Below are 19,248 nucleotides of genomic sequence, written 5' to 3'. Positions count from 1 at the left end.
TTGCTGTTCTTGAACAGTGAGAAGTATCAATATGACTTTATACCTGAGTAGTTACCTGCTAAGGATGTACTTAAGGAACTGAATAAATTGATAAAACGAACTTTCCTTTCGTTACTGATTCTTTTCCTTTTTATCTGGATATCAAGTCGAAGCGGTCGTTATCTATCCATTATAGCCGTGGCACTCTTTGCAAACGTGCTGATATCGGTTATCTTCTTTTATCTGTTTGATATAGAGTTGAATTTAATCTCGTTGACTGGTGTTGCCGTATCGTTCGGAATTATGATCGATACCACCATTGTGATGGTGGATCACTACAGTTATTACCGTAACCGAAGCGTCTTCATCGCAATTTTGGCAGCACTGCTCACTACAATCGGGTCATTAGTGATTATCTTTTTTATGCCTGATTATGTAAGAGGAACACTGAATGATTTTGCTACTATCATCATCATCAATCTTGTTGTGGCTCTGTTTGTGGCTCTGTTTTTTGTGCCAGCAATTATTGATCGCAATGGATTAAACCGTCGTCAGGAGAAAAGGGACTATCGCCGTTGTCACAGGATCATAAAATGGAATAAATTCTATAACTATTATATCACCTTTACCCAAAAACACAAATGGATCTATATCACAATTTTGGTGCTGTTGTTTGGTATTCCGTTAAACCAGTTGCCGAGAGAATTAGGTCGGTCTCACTATTTTTATGGCAATAAAGAAAAGCCTGAACTCAAATGGTATGAAGTAGTCTATAATAAGACCATTGGTAGCGAGCTTTATCAAAACAAATTACGCCAGCCTCTTGAAAAGGTGACAGGTGGGACGCTGCATCTCTTCTCATCCACCCAATCATCTCGTACATTTGCACAGAGTGACTATGATGTAAAACTTCGAATATCGGCCAAATTAACAGAAAAGGGCGACGCGGAAGTGTTGAATCAAAAGATGTGGCAAATGGATCACTTCCTGGCAAAATACAAGGAGATCAAGAAATTTGTGACACAAGTCAATGGAGAAAGTGGTTCTATTGAAGTGGAATTTACCGATGAATATAAATATGGGGCATTTCCTCAACATTTAGAGTCACAAGTGATTAGGGAAGCGTTGTCAATAGGCGGCGTAGACTGGAGCACAACAGGAGTGAGTGAAAAAGGTTTCTCCAACTCGCTCACACTGGGAAAAAGTAAATCGTGCCGTATAGGGTTGAGTGGTTATAACTATGACTATCTTTACAAATATGCAGAGATGGTAATCGAAAAGATTAAAAACAACAAGAGAGTCACCAACATCGATATAGAGTTAGGAGGCTCCGGCGATTATGTCAATCAAGATAATTCGACGGATGAAATGTATATCAAGTATGATATGAAAAAAATCGCACTCTACGATTTGAATCTCAATCAAGGATATTCAGCACTTTCTGCACTGTTGAACGAAGGATCGGTAGGCACTTACCGCAATAAAGATCAATACATAGACATTGATTGTCACTCTTCACTACGTGATAAGTTCGATGTGTGGCATCTGATGAACAGCTATATAAATGTAGGTGACAACCCCATCTGTTATGCTCACATCGGAGAGATTGGGCGACGGTCTGTCAGCAACCAAATCACCAAAAAAAATCAAGAGTACTCGCTCGATGTAGCATTTGATTATATGGGAACGTATGAGCTATCCGATCAGTTTATTAAAAAGACAACCGAAGAGGTGAATGCTGCTCTGCCGGTCGGTTTTCGTGTAGTCAACACAAGTTATGGATGGTATGACGATAAAGGAACTCAATATTGGTTGATCCTGCTGATCGTTGTCATTATCTTCTTCACTTGTTCAATCTTATTTGAGTCATTACGCCAGCCACTTGTGATAATATCACTGATTCCGGTATCCTTTATAGGGACCTTTTTAACGTTCTATTTCTCCGGCACTAACTTTGGAACAGGTGGTTTTGCATCGCTGGTTCTATTAAGTGGACTGGTGGTGAATGCCGCTATCTATATCATAAACGAATATAACGGAATTCGTAGCAACTGCCCCGATCGAGCCAAACGACTCCCTCCTGTTAAGCTCTATGTAAAAGCCTATAATCACAAGATTGTTGCAGTCTTATTGACTGTATTATCTACCGTATTGGGCTTAGTTCCATTCTTGATTGATGGTCCACAGGCAGAGGCGTTTTGGTTCTCTTTTGCGATTGGCACAATGGGAGGTTTACTATTTTCAATCATCGCATTGGTATTCTTTATGCCAATATTGATGCCGTTATTTCATAAACACAAAATACACCGCCGCAATCAAACAAACGAACGCCGCCAAATGATTCCAATGTAACGCTTCACCTTTAAAGAAGATAGTAGTAAACACTGTAAAAATAACAAGTGTTATCACCTCTTGGATGACTTTCAACTGCATCAACGAAAACGGGCCTCCATTGCCTATAAAGCCGATGCGATTAGCCGGTATCTGACAGGAATATTCAAAAAAAGCGATTGCCCAGCTAAACGCAATCACACCGATCAGCGGAAGAGCAGCGAACCAGCTGTACTCCTGTTTCATCTTTAAATGTCCGTACCAAGCGAATGTCATAAAGACATTGGATACGATCAGCAACAAAATGGTATAGAATCCTTTCATAATAACCTATTCAAATTAATCTATTTTATCTGGTAATAATTCTTCCTGTACATTAGTCATACTGCCCCAAAGGCTATAACGAGCTTCTGGGTTCATCGCTTCCAGTTGTCGCAAAACACCTTTCATATCACTGCGGCTGGACTGCGATTCATAGGGACAATTCTTCACTTGTTTCTGATAATGGCGCAAAGCCGCCAATTCTACCAAATCGGCTTCGTGAACCAGACACATCGGACGGATAATTGTCATATCAAACTTCTTCATCATCAACCGGGGCGGCATTGTACTGAATGCTCCCTGATAAGTGATATTCATCAATAAAGTTTCCAGAATATCATCCATGTGGTGACCGAGAGCGATTTTATTGCATCCGTGCTCCTTGGCAACAGTAAACAAAGCTTTCCGGCGGTTCCATGAGCAGAGGAAGCAGGGAGATTTACGTGTATCGGTAGCAGGATCAAAGGCAGTCTCATACTGTACAAAGGGAACTCCATACGCTTCACAGTGCGCTTTCAAATATTCCGTATCACTCTGATAAGGAATATTCTTCATCACCACATGAACGGCAACGACAGAAAAACGAGGCTTATAGATACGTGCGCGTTTACCCAACAGTTCAACAAGCGCCAACGAATCTTTTCCTCCTGACAGTCCGATAAGGATTTTGTCTCCTTCTTCTATCAATCCATATTGCACCACTCCTTTGCTAAACCGCCGTTCAATGCGGCGAATGGTCTTCTCTTCTTCCGTAAATTGTGTCATATCTTTGAAAATCGGCTGCAAAAGTAAGCGAAAAGAATGATTTAAAGAAGAATTAACATAATAGAATCACTGAAAAAGGGTTTATTTCTAATAAATTTGTACTTTTGAACAATTGATAAATGGACCGGTGCCCGAAAGCAGCAATGTTTTCAATCTACCCGTCACTCATAAACGCTCAAAACGATGAAAGGAAAATATATTCTATTTTTAATTTGCAGCCTCTTCCTTTGCGAAGTATCTGCACAAACACTGGAACAGGCACGCACCTTATTCACTAAGGGTGACTATGAAAAAGCCAAGCCTGTCTTCAAAAAGTATGCTAAATCACAACCGTCGAACGGGAATTATAACTATTGGTATGGCGTATGTTGCCTGAAAACCGGAGAAGCGGAAGAAGCTGTGAAACCTCTTGAGATAGCAGTGAAAAAACGTGTTACCAGTGGACAACTCTATCTGGGACAGGCATATAATGAAACGTATCGTTTCGAAGATGCTGTAAACTGTTTTGAAGAATATATCGCAGATTTAAGTAAACGTAAGAAATCGACGGAAGAAGCGGAGAAACTTCTGGAAAAGAGCAAAGCTGACCTCCGGATGTTGAAGGGAGTGGAAGATGTATGTATCATTGACAGCTTCGTTGTAGACAAGGCGACTTTCCTCCATGCATACAAGATTAGTGAAGAATCGGGTAAATTGTTTACCTTCAATGATTTTTTCAAGACAGAAGGAGATCATCCGGGGACTGTCTATGAAACAGAAATTGGAAATAAAATCTATTATAGCGAAAAGGGCGAGAACGGTAATCTTGACATCTTCTCAAAAAACAAATTGCTGAATGAATGGAGTGACGGACGCCCGTTGCCGGGTAGCATCAACGCTTCCGGAAACGCAAATTATCCGTTCGTTCTATCGGACGGCGTCACGGTTTACTATGCCAGCGATGGTGAAGGACTGGGTGGCTACGACATCTTTGTCACCCGTTACAACACGAATACCGACACTTATCTTGTTCCGGACAATGTAGGTATGCCGTTCAATTCACCGTACAATGATTATATGTACGTCATTGACGAATACAACAATCTCGGATGGTTTGCTTCCGACCGTTTCCAACCCGAAGGAAAGGTATGTATTTATGTGTTCATTCCTAATACTTCCAAGCAGACTTATAATTATGAAGCAATGGAACAGCAACAGATTATTCGTCTGGCACAGATTCATTCGCTGAAAGAAACCTGGAAAGACAAACAAGCTGTAACCGAAGCATTGCAACGCCTGGAAGCTGCCATCAGTCATAAGCCTAAAGAACGTCGCGCGATGGACTTTGAATTTGTCATTGACGATCATACGACTTACTATCTGATGAGCGACTTTAAATCCGCAAAAGCAAAATCACTTTTCCAGCGTTACCAGCAGATGGAGAAAGACTATTATCAGCAAGAAGAAAAGCTGAATAGCCTGCGTCAACAATATGCCGGTGCCAACCAACAGGGAAAAGAGAAAATGGCTCCTGCCATCCTCGACCTCGAAAAGCGGGTACTGCAAATGTCCGAAGAGCTGGATACTCTCGAAGTGAATGTACGCAATGCAGAAAAAACAAAATAAATTAATAACTCTGAACTATGGATATACTCATTATCGCCGTTCTCATCATTGCCGCAGTCATACTGTTTCTGGTAGAACTGTTCGTCATCCCGGGCATTAGCCTGGCCGGAATTTCTGCATTGGTTTGTATTCTTTATGCCAACTACTATGCATTTGCCAATTTAGGTATGGCAGGAGGATTTATCACTCTTGGTATATCGGCGATTGCCTGTATCGGATCATTGATTTGGTTTATGCGATCGAAGATGCTGGACAAACTGGCATTGAAAAAGGATATTGATTCGAAAGTAGACCGTAGCGCAGAAGACAGCGTTAAAGTAGGTGATACAGGAATCAGTACCACACGTCTGGCACAAATCGGTTATGCCGAAATAAACGGAAAAATTGTGGAAGTAAAATCAATAGACGGATTCCTCAATGAAAAGACTCCGATTATTGTAAGCCGTATCACCGACGGTACAATCATGGTTGAAAAACACAAAGAATAATATTCACTTAATAATAACATCAATGGAATCATCTTTCTACTTGCCTATCTTTCTGATAGCTGGAGGTATTATCTTCTTGATAATATTTTTCCATTACGTGCCGTTCTTCCTCTGGTTGTCGGCAAAAGTGTCGGGAGTTAACATCTCGCTGATACAACTATTTTTAATGCGTATACGTAACGTTCCGCCGTACATCATCGTGCCGGGAATGATCGAGGCTCACAAAGCCGGTCTGAAAAACATTACCCGTGATGAACTGGAAGCCCATTATCTGGCTGGCGGACATGTAGAAAAGGTGGTTCACGCCTTGGTATCCGCATCGAAAGCGAATATCGAATTACCTTTCCAGATGGCTACCGCTATCGACCTTGCAGGACGTGACGTATTCGAAGCTGTACAGATGTCTGTAAACCCGAAAGTGATCGACACACCTCCTGTTACGGCTGTTGCAAAAGACGGTATTCAGCTGATAGCCAAAGCACGTGTTACGGTACGTGCCAACATTCGTCAGTTGGTCGGTGGTGCAGGTGAAGATACGATCCTTGCCCGTGTAGGCGAAGGTATCGTTTCATCTATCGGTTCTTCTGAAAACCATAAATCGGTCCTTGAGAATCCGGATTCGATCTCTAAACTTGTACTTCGTAAAGGTTTGGACGCAGGAACAGCTTTCGAGATCTTGTCTATTGATATCGCGGACATCGATATAGGTAAAAATATCGGTGCGGCTCTGCAAATTGACCAGGCTAACGCAGATAAGAACATCGCACAGGCAAAAGCCGAAGAGCGCCGTGCCATGGCAGTTGCTTCCGAACAGGAAATGAAAGCAAAAGCACAGGAAGCTCGTGCTAAAGTAATCGAAGCAGAGGCTGAAGTTCCTAAAGCGATGGCTGAAGCTTTCCGCAGCGGCAACCTAGGCATCATGGATTATTATCGCATGAAGAATATTGAAGCTGATACCTCCATGCGCGAGAATATCGCCAAGCCGGCAACGGGTAATGCAGGCAATCAGCCATTGAGCAAATAATCGTTCACAAACGCCGGAATCCGATTTCATTTCAGTTGTAAGACGCACTCCCCTTTTCTAAAGGAAAAAGATAGTAGCTTCTTCTGAACTTAAATCCGGTTCCGGCGTTTCTATTTATAGATACAAATCCTATTATAAAACTAAAACCCTTCAATAACATGAAAAAGTACTTTCCATCCTCTGAATTGATTATCAATGAAGACGGTTCAGTATTCCATCTTCACGTAAAGCCCGAATGGTTGGCAGACAAAGTAATTTTGGTAGGTGACCCCGGACGTGTAGCACTCGTAGCTTCTCATTTCGAAAACAAAGAATGTGAAGTGGAAAGCCGCGAATTCAAAACCATCACGGGTACTTATAAAGGTAAACGGATTACAGTGGTTTCTACAGGAATCGGTTGCGATAACATCGACATCGTAATGAATGAACTGGATGCACTCGCCAATATAGATTTTAATACCCGCGAAGAAAAGGATCAGTTCCGCCAACTGGAATTAGTACGTATCGGCACATGTGGCGGCTTACAGCCCAACACTCCTGTCGGAACATTTGTGTGTTCGCAGAAGTCTATCGGCTTTGACGGATTGCTGAATTTCTATGCCGGAAGAAATGCTGTATGCGACTTACCTTTTGAGCGTGCGTTCCTCAATCACATGGGTTGGTCGGGAAATATGTGTGCGCCTGCTCCTTATGTCATTGATGCCAGCGAAGAACTGATTGACCGGATTGCCAAAGAGGACATGGTACGTGGAGTAACAATCGCTGCCGGAGGTTTCTTTGGTCCGCAGGGACGTGAACTTCGTGTTCCATTGGCAGACCCGAAACAGAATGATAAGATTGAATCTTTCGAATATAAAGGCTATAAGATTACCAACTTCGAAATGGAAAGTTCGGCTTTGGCAGGACTTAGCCGGTTGATGGGGCACAAGGCTATGACCGTCTGCATGGTGATAGCCAACCGACTTATTAAAGAGGCCAATACAGGATATAAAAATACAATTGATACACTGATTAAAACTGTACTTGACAGAATATAGAGGTACGCTCTTCTGAAAGAATAAAATTGTAATCGTTAGAATAGAATTATAGAGCTGCCTAACGAGTTCTAAATATTGAAATTCCCCCACGCTACAAATAGTTATAGCGTGGGGGAAATTCTTAATAAGGGACTTGTTAGACAGTTCCATTTTTATCATTTAGCCTATCTTCAACAAGTGTCACTATGACGCCGTGATAGTAACGCTATAATACGATTATAGTGACGTTATCCGAGAAGGATAGCGTCACTATATTACACAGTTATTTTTAATTTGATTTTTTATCAATAACCAATCGTAAATCTCTCCTGATGATGTTTCGGATATTCCAATTCATCAATCATTGCGGCAGCGTAATCTTCGACAGAGATATGGCTGTTCCCTACGATGTCTACAATCATATCATCTTTTCCCAACCGATAACGCCCTGTACGTACTCCCGGACGCATATCTGCTGCCGGAGAGAAGAACACCCAGTCTATTTCTTTCTCTTTCTTCAAGAAGTTCAGATAAAACTCTCCTAAGGCTTTCACTCCCGGCAATATATTTTCGGGCACTTCGCCAGAATCCATCAAACGCAAGCCCGGAGCGATAAATAAAGAACCGGCACCACCAACCATCAGAAAACGATTGACGCCAGCCTTCTTCACTCCATCAATTATAGTCAGATAAACTTTAATGGTTTCATCGTATATATCAGGATTATTCCATCCCGGATTGAACGCACTAACAACGGCATCCGCGCCTTTACAAACGTCGGCCACTTCATCAAGCACGGCTACATCGGCTTTCACCACTTTCAGATTTTCATTCTCTATCTTTATCTTTTCCGGATTACGAACTACTGCTGTAACTTCGAAACCACGATTCAAAGCCTCGTTCAGAAGAGCAGAACCAACAAAGCCACTTGCTCCGATAAGGACTATCTTTTTCACTTTCTCCATATTCAAATCTATTATAATGTTACTACTATTATAATAGTAACACTACAATATTCAGAATGTTGGTTCTCTTTTAGAAAATTAATTATCCGATGTAAGATTCTATCGTCTCTCTTAGCCTCTCCAAAGAATAGGGTTTTGAAATAACGGCGTTACATCCGGCTTGAATAGCCTGTTGCTGTTCGGTATAGAAAGCATACGCAGTCACTGCAATAATAGGCACGGTCAGAGAAATCGTACGGATCTTTTCAGTAGCCTGAATACCGTCCATCACCGGCATACGAATATCCATAAGTATCAAATCCGGGCTTTCACGGATGAAACTATTGATAGCCTCCTGCCCATTGCGTACCCATGAGATAATATATTCTTTATTCAGAAGAATGTTTAGTTGAGCAAAGTTCGACTCTATATCTTCCACTACTAATATCTTTTTACGTTTATCCGCTTTAACATCCTTTTTATGTGGAAGTCTTCTTTCAACAACTTCTTTCGGTACTTCCTGATAAGGCAAATAGAGTGCAAACGTACTCCCCTGCCCCAATTCTGAAGTTACCTCGATGCGCCCGCCCAGACGTTCCACGATACTTTTACAGATTGAGAGTCCCAGCCCGGTACCTTGTACGAAGTCATTCAGCTTCTCAAAACGGGTAAAAATTTGCGGGAGCTTCTCTTTGGATATTCCGCAACCTGTATCGCTGACAAATAGTTTTAGCCAGGGGCCTTCATGTTTCAGCCCTAATGTTATAGTTCCCTTTTCCGTATTTTTAATGGCATTCGAAAGGAAGTTGAACAAGACCTGCATCACCCGGTTTCGGTCGGTAGAAGTCCAGTATTCTCCTTCCGGGCGAATCACATTCAACTCTACGCTTGACTTCATCTTCAGCTGGTGCACTTTCTCCACTTCTTCCACCAAACTTGCAATCTCTACCTGCTGGAAATGCATCTCCGACTTTCCGGATTCAATGCGGGACAAGTCCAAGATATCATTGATTAACTGCAACAACAAGTTACTGTTTCTCTGGATAATTTCCAGATACTCCATTTTTTCTTCTTCACTCTCTGTCACCGCGATAATCTCCGAGAAACCAACAATAGCATTCAACGGGGTACGAATCTCATGGCTCATATTTGCCAAAAAGACCGACTTCATCTTATCGGCATCTTCCGCACGACGTTTAGCTTCGATCAATTCCTGCGAACGCTGAATCCGTTCTCCGATATCATGTATCAGCGCAAGTACCCTGTTTCCTTCGAATGGGGCGATACGTGCCTGAAAATAATGCAGACTTCCATCCACTTCAAGGGGATATTCTATTTCCTTCAACTTACCGTCACGCAAACATTCCCGGATGTTACAAAGAAACAGGTCACTGACCTCCGGTGAATAAATAGATCGTCCGTCCGCTCCGCGCAACACTTCCACAGGATGAAGCAAGATTGTCCCCGGTGCCATCAGGACATCGGTAATGAAAAAGTTATCATCAAAGATAAATATGAATTCCGGCAGTGCTTCAATAATTTTACGGTTGTATTCTTCCAGATATTTGATATGTTGCTCCTTTTCGCATTGTGAGGTGACGTTCACCGTATATGCCAGCAGTTTGCCCGGATGACTTTTGCAACTTTCTTTATAGGACAGAAAATGATCTTCCAGCCAAATCACTTCCCCTTGTTCGCCCATACAACGAACTCTTATTTGTGAGGTCTTAGACTCTGATGAAAGCATTTCTGCAAATGCCTGTTGATAGGATTCAACATCTTCCGGATGGATAAACCGATAAAAATCATCAATGTCCTCAAAAATGATTCCGGTATCCTTCAATCCGAGTGTAGAGAAATAATCGTCTGAAAAGGAGCATTTGCCCGTAATGATATCATACTCCCATAAAGCTATTTGATGGGCTGCAAGCACAGAAAGTATTTCCTGATAGTTTTCCCGTATGAGTTCGCTTTTCTCATTCGAAGAATATAAATTGATCGCTGGTTCCATAAGCATTATTGTTTTATTTTGTTTGGTGTACCACTGCACGGCAGCAAATATAAACAAATAAAGCACAAGTTGTGCTCAATTTTCTATTTTTTACTTAGAAACAATTATCTTTGCTCATCCAAAAAGAAAAAACAATGAATCAAGATACGATCTGCGCTATCGCTACCGCCCAGGGCGGTGCTATCGGAAGCATCCGCGTTTCCGGTCCGGAAGCTATTTCTATCACCGGCAGCATATTCAAGCCCGCCAAGACTGGCAAATTATTGAGTGAGCAAAAACCATATACTTTGACATTCGGACGTATTTATGATGGGGACGAGATTATTGACGAAGTGCTCGTCAGTCTTTTCCGTGCTCCTCATTCATACACAGGAGAAGATAGTACGGAAATCACGTGCCATGGTTCTTCTTATATTCTTCAACAGGTGATGCAGTTGCTTATTAAGAACGGCTGCCGTATGGCCCAACCGGGAGAGTATACGCAACGTGCTTTCCTCAACGGAAAGATGGATTTAAGTCAGGCAGAGGCTGTGGCGGACTTGATCGCTTCTTCATCTGCTGCCACCCATCGTTTGGCTATGAGCCAGATGCGAGGTGGTTTCAGCAGAGAATTGACGGAGTTACGCAACAAATTACTGAATTTCACCTCTATGATTGAACTGGAACTGGACTTCAGCGAAGAAGATGTTGAATTTGCCGATCGTTCGGCATTAAGGAAGCTAGCAGATGAAATCGAACAGGTCATTTCGCGGTTGGCTCATTCTTTTAGTGTTGGTAATGCTATTAAGAACGGTGTCCCTGTAGCTATTATCGGTGAAACAAATGCCGGAAAATCGACTTTACTGAATGTATTATTGAATGAGGATAAAGCGATTGTCAGTGATGTCCACGGGACAACGCGTGATGTGATCGAAGATACTATCAACATCGGAGGAATCACTTTCCGTTTCATTGATACTGCCGGAATCCGGGAAACCAATGATACGATTGAAAGTCTCGGTATCGAACGTACTTTCCAAAAGTTAGATCAAGCAGAGATTGTCCTTTGGATGGTAGATGCTGTGAATGCCGCTTCTCAAATTGAACAGTTATCGGAGAAGATAATTCCACGTTGTGAAGGAAAACATTTGATTGTTGTATTTAATAAGGCTGATTTAATCGAAGACAAGCAAAAAGAGAATTTACAGTCTCTATTAAAAGACTTTTCTAAAGAAGCTACGGAATCTATTTTCATCTCGGCCAAACAACGAGAGAACACAAGTGAACTGCAAAAAATGCTTATTGATGCAGCACACTTGCCTACAGTGACACAAAATGACATTATTGTGACAAATGTAAGGCATTACGAAGCTTTAAATAAAGCTTTGGAAGCTATTCATAGAGTACAAAACGGACTTGACTCGCAGATTTCCGGAGATTTTCTTTCGCAAGACATACGGGAGTGTATATTCTTTATTTCGGACATCGCTGGTGAGGTTACGAATGATATGGTGCTTCAGAATATCTTTCAACATTTTTGCATCGGGAAGTAAAAAATAAACACAATCATTGATATAATTTGATATAATAAAGTAGATAGTTGTAAGAAATCTTATGCCCATTATAGAAATACATTCCTTAACTGATCCCAGAATAGAAATATTCAGTACTCTCACTGAAGCTCAACTACGTAATCGTATCGAGTCTGATAAGGGACTGTTTATTGCAGAAAGTCCGAAAGTTATTAATGTAGCTCTAAATGCTGGTTACGAACCTTTAGCTCTTTTATGCGAGCAGAAGCATATCACTGGTGATGCTGCTGATATCATTGAACGTTGTGATGATATACCTGTCTATACGGGTGCAAGAGAACTGCTTGCCACATTGACCGGATATACACTCACACGTGGCGTCCTCTGTGCCATGCACCGCCCGACACCGAAAAGTGTAGAAGAAATATGTAGAGGCGCACGGCGTATCGCAGTCATTGAAGGTGTGGTAGACACTACCAACATTGGAGCTATTTTCCGTTCTGCAGCCGCTCTTGGGATAGATGCCATATTACTGACACGCAATTCTTGCGACCCGTTGAACCGACGTGCAGTCAGAGTTTCAATGGGATCTGTTTTCCTGATACCATGGGCTTGGTTGGATGGTTCTCCCAATGAATTGCATAAACTGGGATTCCGCACAGTCGCTATGGCACTTACAGAGAAATCAATCTCGATTGATAGTCCCATCTTAGCGACCGAACCCAAGTTAGCCATTGTGATGGGAACCGAAGGTGACGGTCTTCGAAGCGAAACAATTACCGAGGCAGACTATGTGGTTCGCATCCCTATGGCAAACGGAGTAGATTCACTCAATGTAGCTGCCGCATCCGCTATCGCTTTCTGGCAACTTCGTGTTAAAGATTAAGTAACTCTGCCATCATCACCGGACGAGACACATATATGATTCTATTCATATTCATATTCCTACTCACACCTACAATATGTATTCGCCCCACAAGAACAGCGAGGCAAGAGTTTCTCCATTAATTCACTCCGAAAAAACTCATACAGTTCTTTATGCATAGCGTTATATAGTGCCACCACCCGTTCTTCCTGTTCATCATCGGCATGAATACCTCCCCGAAAAGGATCTGCAAAATTAAAAGAAACATATTTTCTCACTACCCCCTGCATTTCCTTTTGCACTTCCTCCGCTTCTGGGCAAAGAGTAATGACGTAATCCCATGTCTGTTGGGCATACGTCGCAACATCACAAGGCTTTCTACGTGAAAAGTCAAACCCATTCTGTTCCATCACCTGGCAAACAACATCCGGGACAGAATTTCCAACCAAAACACCGGCAGTACTAATCTTCATACCTCTACCGAACGAGTTTAAAATTTCCTGCGCCATACGACTGCGACACATATCATTATTACTTACTATCAATATATTCTTCATACACAAATTCTATTTTTATTTATTTCCTGATATAGCTACTTTAATAACCCCATCCAACTTGTTTTCAAAGACACGGTAAGCCTCCTCAATCTCATTCAATGGAAATCGATGCGTAATAAGAGGAGTAGTATCAATTTTCCCTTCCTCAATCAGTTTGAGAATCTCGACACAATCACAACCATCCACTCCCCCTGTTTTAAAAATCAGGTTCTTGCCATACATATCAGGTAAAGGAAGAAACTGCGGCTGGTCATAAAGGGCTACTATGGTGACAACAGCATTAGGACGAGCACAATCCCACGCCAAATGGAAAGAATCATCACTCCCCGCTACTTCCAAAACAACATCTGCACCACCATGATCACTGTTTTGAATCACAAAATCCTTGCAATTTTCAGGCTCCGTTACTAACACATCAGGATAATGCTCGCGGACAAACCGAATTCTTTCAGGAGACTTTTCGCAGACAATGATACGCTTAGGGTGCTTCAACATTGCACATAGCAAAGTACAAACTCCGGTAGGTCCGGCACCGATAATCAGAACAGTATCTTCCTCGGTAATTTCCGAGATACGTGCTGCCCAAAAACCAGTTGCAAGTACATCACCGACAAACAAAGCTTGCTCATCACTCACTGTATCAGGAATACGGTTCAAACCTTGATCTGCATAAGGGACTCTGACATACTCCGCCTGACCGCCATCAATTCGACAACCTAAAGCCCAGCCGCCATTAGGATCAATACAGTTATTCACATATCCATGCTTACAGAAAAAACACTCACCGCAGAAAGTTTCGACATTCACAGTCACCCTGTCACCAGGCTTCACCGAAGTGACATCAGCCCCCACTTGTTCTACTACACCTACCATCTCATGCCCGACAGTTATTCCGGGCACAGCACGCGGCACACTGCCATGTTTAATATGAAGATCACTGGTGCAGATGCTACCAAGTGTTACACGTACGATTGCATCTCGTGAATCCTTTATTTCCGGTCTCGCTTTCTCCTGCAATTCAAACTTTCCGTGTTCAATATATGTGTATGCAAGCATAATATCCTCCTTGTTCATTAATGTATACCTTGCAAAGATAATGATTTCATTGCCCCCCTTAATCACGTTCGATCATCTCAAATAGAATCTCACTCTAATTAAAAAGAGCAGTATTTCACAGTTGCACAGAATTCCCAATATTACTAAGAACCATCATACATATTATTCTGATAACTTTCTATACGCTCTAAAAATTAATTCTGCCATTAACACACGACGCTTAGTTAAGAAATCATGATATTCAAGATTCTCAAAATTTTCAGGTAATGCATTTTGGAAACATGTAATTTTATACCCTTCGACACCTAACCTACTCTTATAAGCTAGAACATATTCAGAAGGAGGATTATCTGAAATATCAATATTCGTAGAATAGTCAAGAAATGTATAATTAGCTATTTGGTTCCTTTCACGATCATCTTCAATACCAATTTGGGAAAGATAATTCTTTGGGAATATATGATGAATATCAATAGAAGATTTTCCCCCACTAGCCCCTACGATAAAGTATTTAGATGTTGGTGTATTACTAAATAACATGGGATAGCCAAGTACATTAAGCGATGCCACATAGCCATACCATGCTGGCGATTGAGTTGAGGACGTGACAAGGTCATTTGGCAAATTATATTTAAAATAGTCATCAGTAAATTGAGATTTTATTTCATTATTCAAATAGTCTACAAAGTCTCTTGATGTATGAACTTTACGTAAATCTGCAAATTGCTTTTCAACAGCTGATTCAGGAGAGTTTGTATAAAATCCTTTTATCGTAGTCATAAAGAACCATCGTTGCATGATTTTCTTCAACTCCATAGGCTGGACATTATATTCTGTTTTTCCGATAAGATATAGCATATATGAAAACACAATTGCATTTTCTGATGAAACCAGTGAACCATTAAGATAACCGGCTTCTGCTACAATATTCATAAATGCATGCCAATGATTAAGATTAACAACTAAAGTTAATGCTTCTCTAAACTTCAATAAATTATCAGCTCTCGTTTCTTCTGCAAATAGCCCGGTCTGAAGATCTTTACCTCTCAAAAGCATATAGGCATATTTCAATCTTGCACGCTTGAAAGCTATACCTACAGTAGCACGTATCAGGTGTACTGGATTTACTTCAAGAATATGATTATATGAAGTTCTAGCTTCCGGAATGCGTGAAGTCCGACAAAAATCATTTATTTTATCATGAATTTCATTGTCATAGACAGCTAACAACGTTTCTATAAAATTCTTTTCTGTCAGTTTTTGTCCGCCAGAATTCACACGAACAAAAATATCCGCTACATCTTGTTCAGAGGCAGTTGCACTAATTCTTAATGTTGGTAGAAGATAAATATTTAAATTCAAAAGAGCATTAATATTTTCTTCTATAACTATTTCTTCATCATCAGAAAGTCTTGGTAACTCGTTTCTTACGCGACTTTCATTAAGTTGGCAAATATACGATTTCCGAAATTTAGTAACATTTAATTGTTCTTCATGAGCAGCAAAGACCTGACTTACAGCACTAATCCATTCCGGATTACGCTCATAAGCTTGAGACCAAACAGCAAATTCTCTTTTCAGAGGATTAAAAGATATTTTAATGTTTCGTTCCTCATAGTTTACATTTTTAATCTTTATACCTTTAATTGCTCCTAGAAGAGCAGTAAGACGCTGTTGTCCATCAATCACTAAATCACGAGCCGTATTAAAGGTTTTATCATTAATTCCAATCTGCCCTTTGTTTTCAAAATCTGCAGGTGATTCCCAAAGCATAACATATCCAATTGGATACCCTTTTAACATAGAATCCAACAAGTCACGAACTTTATTATCTTTCCAAACAAAAGGTCTTTGCAAATCAGGCAAACCAATACGCCCATTTTTAACATCATTAAGTAAATCTCCAACTTTACTTGGTATGTTATCAAATAATTCTTTTCCCATAACTGTCGCTATTTTACCAAACTCATTAACGTATCATAACTATCAATTTTACCATACTTAACCCCGGAAGTACTCAACTGCTCAAAAAGTTTCTCTGCACAGGCAATCTTGTTTTTCTCAATTTCCCGCAACTCCATGGAGCTCATTGAACCTTTGGTTTCAGCAATGAAATAGATATGCTTCACTTTATCTTTTTCAAAAGCAATAGCCCAGTCCGGAGAATAATTTCCTACAGGAGTCGGAATATGGAATCCCTTTGGTAATTTCGCATATACCGCCACTTCATCAGAAATATCAAGACTTTCTACAAATTTACGTTCATTACTCTTTTCAGCTATACCATCGGTGAATACATAGTCAAGAATACTCTTTTGAGCTTTGAAAGCCTTGTCCATAGAAGTATGCTTTTCCTGTGTAAAGATACTGCTGTCATATTCACCATCCACTTGATTATATGAAATATGCTCCACAATCATAGTTGCTTTCTGTTCAAGGATAAGCCGAGTAACCTTGGTAATAAACTCTTCCGGGTTCGCCTTAAACATATCAAACTTAACCGGACGGATTTTTGTCAGTATTGTCGCTACAGTTTTACGGGTAAGTGTCGTGCCGGATGCTATTTTACCGATAAGATCATACTTCACATGACTAACCACATCTGTAGTCAATCTATCCGTCTGAGACGCCTTCTTTTGAAGCATTTCACCTGAAACGACATCATCTTTCTTTAGTTCATCCTTCTGAACACCTTTCGTTATCACATAAGTCAGTTGAGTGACTTCCAGCTCCCTATTAATAGCTTCCACAGCTTTTTCAATCAACTCATTACTGTCAAATTGAACTTTATAAGCGTATTTGTGGTTGATACGCTTCCACAACTCCTGAAATTCCTTCTTTGCAAAATTATCGTTGAGCGTATTAGGCGGTGTTTGTGGTTTGCTACCATTGCCAATCATATCATCAAGAGCCTTACTATCGAAGATAGATTGCACACGTTTATAAACAGCATCTGTCAATGGTTTCAGCTCATCAGGAAGCTGTTTCAAATTGCCATTCTTCAAGTCTTCACGGAATGTATCTGTCACCTCACCCCCTTTTGTAATATAACCATTCATGCGCAACTGGAATACAATCTCTTGTGCGTCTTCTTTAGAAACAGTATACTTCTTCCCTTCATTGGAAAAGAGAGTCTTGCCAATAAAGAAATCAATATCAGCCTTGGTAGGACGATCGTAGAGGTCTGCCTTTATGTCCTTCTGCAAATCCGCCACAAAAGAAGCATATCCTTCAGAGGCTATAACGGTCAGTTTGTTCACACTATGAACCTCATCTGGCAGTATTTCTGCATCCATGCGGACACCATACTGGTCAACACAAAGTCGCAGACCACGACCAACTTCCTGTCTCTTCTGACTTACACTATTAGATTGACGAAGTGAACAGATTTGAAATACATTCGGGTTATCCCACCCTTCACGTAAGGCAGAATGAGAAAAGATAAAACGAACCGGTTCGTCAAAGCTAAGCAGACGTTCCTTGTTCTTTAAAATCAAATCGTAGGCCGAAATATCGTCTGACTGGTCTGAACCACGTTTTATATCACTATTAACACTTCTCCCTTTCTTATCAATACTGAAATAACCCGCATGAGTTTCATGCGTGGAAATACTTCCTAGATAGGACATGTAATCAGCATCAAACATATTCTGATTGTTATTCAATTCCGCTCTATATTCTTGCTCGAATATTTCACCATAACGTCCAAGCATTTGCTGTCCGTCTTCATCATATTTCCTATAGTTGGCAACTTCATCCAAGAAAAAAAGCGAAAGCGTTTTGATTCCACGTTTAAACAGAGAAGCTTCCTTGCGAAAATGTGCCTTTATAGTTTCCCTGATTTGAATACGTGCTTTGTGATCAGCCGAAATATCCCCATACACATCTTTAATATACATCATTTTTCCGTTGGAAAATGAAACTGTACTGTGACTGCTATCCATGGTATCAATATGTATATCAGAAATAGTATAACCACGATATTGCTCCAATTCATTAGACACGTAAAATAAATCATCTCCGACTCCGAGATTCTTTATCTCTCTCTTAATGTTATTGGCGTGTTTCACTTCTATTTCAAGACGAGCTTTGGGAGCTTCCGTCTTAGACAAAACAATATCTTCCAGATACATGTAACTATCCGTACCTTTAAGATGTTTCAATTCAAAACCTACTACCTCAATCTTCTTCACCAGTTTTTGATTGTAAGCATCCAATGCATCCAACACATAAACAGGATTGTGTGTTTCTTTATGAGTAGCTGAATAATTCAACGTAAAGAGAGGGTTGAAGCGGGCTAAAGCAGTTTGTGTCGCTGCTCCGCCCATCTTTTGTGGTTCATCGAGAATAATGATCGGATGATTAGCGGATATAACATCAATTGGTCGGCGACTGCCAAATTCATCGCGTACGGAGTAGATGATGCGGGCAGCGGCATTTTTCGCCCCCTCTTTCAAAGAAGTATTAAAAGCCTGTGTATTAATAATCATTACAGAGATGTCACCACTTTGAGAAAACGTATCTATTTGATTCAGATTATTACTGTTATAAATAAAATAACGTGCTTTCTTCCCATAGAGCTCCATAAAGTGATCTACCGTTATATCAAAGCTTTTCTTTACACCTTCACGAATAGCGACACTTGGCACAACCACAATAAACTTAGTCCATCCATACAGTTTGTTGAGTTCAAACATACTTTTGATATAAACGTATGTTTGTAACCATACTATTTTCCGCCACGCCAATTTTATCGGCTGTCTTTCAGCCGATAA

At 40.7% G+C, this 19,248-nt stretch carries 15 protein-coding genes; 7 read left to right on the top strand and 8 right to left on the bottom strand.

Annotated features, from left to right (window positions below; genetic code table 11):
* The first annotated feature begins 87 nt into the window (after positions 1-87).
* On the top strand, positions 88-2,331 hold the full coding sequence (locus KTR06_RS23560; protein ID WP_254306461.1) for an efflux RND transporter permease subunit: 2,244 nt from the start codon (positions 88-90) through the stop codon (positions 2,329-2,331).
* On the opposite strand, the gene KTR06_RS23555 is transcribed toward KTR06_RS23560, so the two are convergent.
* Both KTR06_RS23555 and KTR06_RS23550 read right to left on the bottom strand, forming a co-directional pair.
* A complete protein-coding gene (locus tag KTR06_RS23555) occupies positions 2,263-2,634 on the bottom strand; it encodes a DMT family protein (RefSeq protein ID WP_004304892.1) in 372 nt (123 codons plus the stop codon). The genes KTR06_RS23560 and KTR06_RS23555 overlap by 69 nt on opposite strands.
* Before the next feature lie 15 nt (positions 2,635-2,649).
* A complete protein-coding gene (locus KTR06_RS23550; protein WP_217290859.1) occupies positions 2,650-3,396 on the bottom strand; it encodes an ATP-binding protein in 747 nt (248 codons plus the stop codon).
* A 183-nt stretch (positions 3,397-3,579) separates the two neighbouring features.
* Here KTR06_RS23550 and KTR06_RS23545 point away from each other — a divergent pair, with 183 nt between their 5' ends.
* The 4 genes from KTR06_RS23545 (at position 3,580) to KTR06_RS23530 (ending at position 7,550) form a co-directional block, all read left to right on the top strand.
* Entirely contained in the window at positions 3,580-5,001 is a 1,422-nt protein-coding gene (locus KTR06_RS23545) for a tetratricopeptide repeat protein (protein ID WP_004316480.1), read from the top strand.
* A 17-nt stretch (positions 5,002-5,018) separates the two neighbouring features.
* Positions 5,019-5,489, top strand: coding sequence for an NfeD family protein (locus tag KTR06_RS23540; protein ID WP_004316481.1), 471 nt, complete (start codon positions 5,019-5,021; stop codon positions 5,487-5,489).
* 22 nt (positions 5,490-5,511) lie between these two features.
* Entirely contained in the window at positions 5,512-6,513 is a 1,002-nt protein-coding gene (floA, locus tag KTR06_RS23535) for a flotillin-like protein FloA (RefSeq protein WP_004316484.1), read from the top strand.
* A 158-nt stretch (positions 6,514-6,671) separates the two neighbouring features.
* Positions 6,672-7,550 (top strand): nucleoside phosphorylase, encoded by an 879-nt coding sequence (locus KTR06_RS23530; protein WP_008021190.1) that lies wholly within the window; start codon positions 6,672-6,674, stop codon positions 7,548-7,550.
* A 284-nt stretch (positions 7,551-7,834) separates the two neighbouring features.
* Here KTR06_RS23530 and KTR06_RS23525 read toward each other — a convergent pair whose 3' ends face one another.
* Positions 7,835-8,494, bottom strand: a complete 660-nt coding sequence (locus KTR06_RS23525; RefSeq protein ID WP_008021188.1) for an NAD(P)-dependent oxidoreductase — start codon at positions 8,492-8,494, stop codon at positions 7,835-7,837.
* A gap of 82 nt (positions 8,495-8,576) precedes the next feature.
* A complete protein-coding gene (locus KTR06_RS23520; protein ID WP_217290858.1) occupies positions 8,577-10,484 on the bottom strand; it encodes a PAS domain-containing hybrid sensor histidine kinase/response regulator in 1,908 nt (635 codons plus the stop codon).
* A gap of 134 nt (positions 10,485-10,618) precedes the next feature.
* Here KTR06_RS23520 and mnmE point away from each other — a divergent pair, with 134 nt between their 5' ends.
* Positions 10,619-12,016, top strand: a complete 1,398-nt coding sequence (gene mnmE, locus KTR06_RS23515) for a tRNA uridine-5-carboxymethylaminomethyl(34) synthesis GTPase MnmE (protein ID WP_217290857.1) — start codon at positions 10,619-10,621, stop codon at positions 12,014-12,016.
* Positions 12,017-12,077: 61 nt separating this feature from the next.
* A complete protein-coding gene (locus KTR06_RS23510) occupies positions 12,078-12,881 on the top strand; it encodes an RNA methyltransferase (RefSeq protein WP_217290856.1) in 804 nt (267 codons plus the stop codon).
* 59 nt (positions 12,882-12,940) lie between these two features.
* On the opposite strand, the gene KTR06_RS23505 is transcribed toward KTR06_RS23510, so the two are convergent.
* The 4 genes from KTR06_RS23505 to KTR06_RS23490 form a co-directional block, all read right to left on the bottom strand.
* Positions 12,941-13,417 carry a low molecular weight phosphatase family protein gene (locus KTR06_RS23505; protein WP_217290855.1) on the bottom strand — a complete coding sequence of 159 codons (477 nt, stop codon included), beginning with the start codon at positions 13,415-13,417 and terminating at the stop codon, positions 12,941-12,943.
* Between the two features lie 15 nt (positions 13,418-13,432).
* The gene (locus KTR06_RS23500) at positions 13,433-14,473 is read right to left on the bottom strand and encodes an alcohol dehydrogenase (protein ID WP_254306460.1); all 1,041 of its coding nucleotides are present in this window, start codon (positions 14,471-14,473) and stop codon (positions 13,433-13,435) included.
* A gap of 162 nt (positions 14,474-14,635) precedes the next feature.
* Complete coding sequence (locus KTR06_RS23495) at positions 14,636-16,417, bottom strand: DUF262 domain-containing protein (RefSeq protein WP_217290853.1); 1,782 nt, start codon at positions 16,415-16,417, stop codon at positions 14,636-14,638.
* Between the two features lie 8 nt (positions 16,418-16,425).
* A partial coding sequence (locus KTR06_RS23490) for a type III restriction-modification system endonuclease (RefSeq protein ID WP_217290852.1) occupies positions 16,426-19,248 on the bottom strand: 2,823 nt, incomplete at its 5' end.

Origin of the sequence: Bacteroides sp. MSK.20.12 (genome assembly GCF_019052435.1) — a bacterium.
Taxonomy (GTDB): domain Bacteria; phylum Bacteroidota; class Bacteroidia; order Bacteroidales; family Bacteroidaceae; genus Bacteroides; species Bacteroides xylanisolvens.
This window is presented reverse-complemented; position numbering and strand designations above follow the sequence as displayed.

Coding starts and splice junctions, on each gene's coding strand:
- KTR06_RS23495 (WP_217290853.1), bottom strand. CDS start 16,417: ATGGGAAAAGAATTATTTGATAACATACCAAGTAAAGTTGGAGATTTA.
- KTR06_RS23510 (WP_217290856.1), top strand. CDS start 12,078: ATGCCCATTATAGAAATACATTCCTTAACTGATCCCAGAATAGAAATA.
- mnmE (WP_217290857.1), top strand. CDS start 10,619: ATGAATCAAGATACGATCTGCGCTATCGCTACCGCCCAGGGCGGTGCT.
- KTR06_RS23520 (WP_217290858.1), bottom strand. CDS start 10,484: ATGGAACCAGCGATCAATTTATATTCTTCGAATGAGAAAAGCGAACTC.
- KTR06_RS23530 (WP_008021190.1), top strand. CDS start 6,672: ATGAAAAAGTACTTTCCATCCTCTGAATTGATTATCAATGAAGACGGT.
- KTR06_RS23500 (WP_254306460.1), bottom strand. CDS start 14,473: ATGCTTGCATACACATATATTGAACACGGAAAGTTTGAATTGCAGGAG.
- KTR06_RS23555 (WP_004304892.1), bottom strand. CDS start 2,634: ATGAAAGGATTCTATACCATTTTGTTGCTGATCGTATCCAATGTCTTT.
- KTR06_RS23540 (WP_004316481.1), top strand. CDS start 5,019: ATGGATATACTCATTATCGCCGTTCTCATCATTGCCGCAGTCATACTG.
- KTR06_RS23545 (WP_004316480.1), top strand. CDS start 3,580: ATGAAAGGAAAATATATTCTATTTTTAATTTGCAGCCTCTTCCTTTGC.
- KTR06_RS23525 (WP_008021188.1), bottom strand. CDS start 8,494: ATGGAGAAAGTGAAAAAGATAGTCCTTATCGGAGCAAGTGGCTTTGTT.
- KTR06_RS23550 (WP_217290859.1), bottom strand. CDS start 3,396: ATGACACAATTTACGGAAGAAGAGAAGACCATTCGCCGCATTGAACGG.
- KTR06_RS23505 (WP_217290855.1), bottom strand. CDS start 13,417: ATGAAGAATATATTGATAGTAAGTAATAATGATATGTGTCGCAGTCGT.
- floA (WP_004316484.1), top strand. CDS start 5,512: ATGGAATCATCTTTCTACTTGCCTATCTTTCTGATAGCTGGAGGTATT.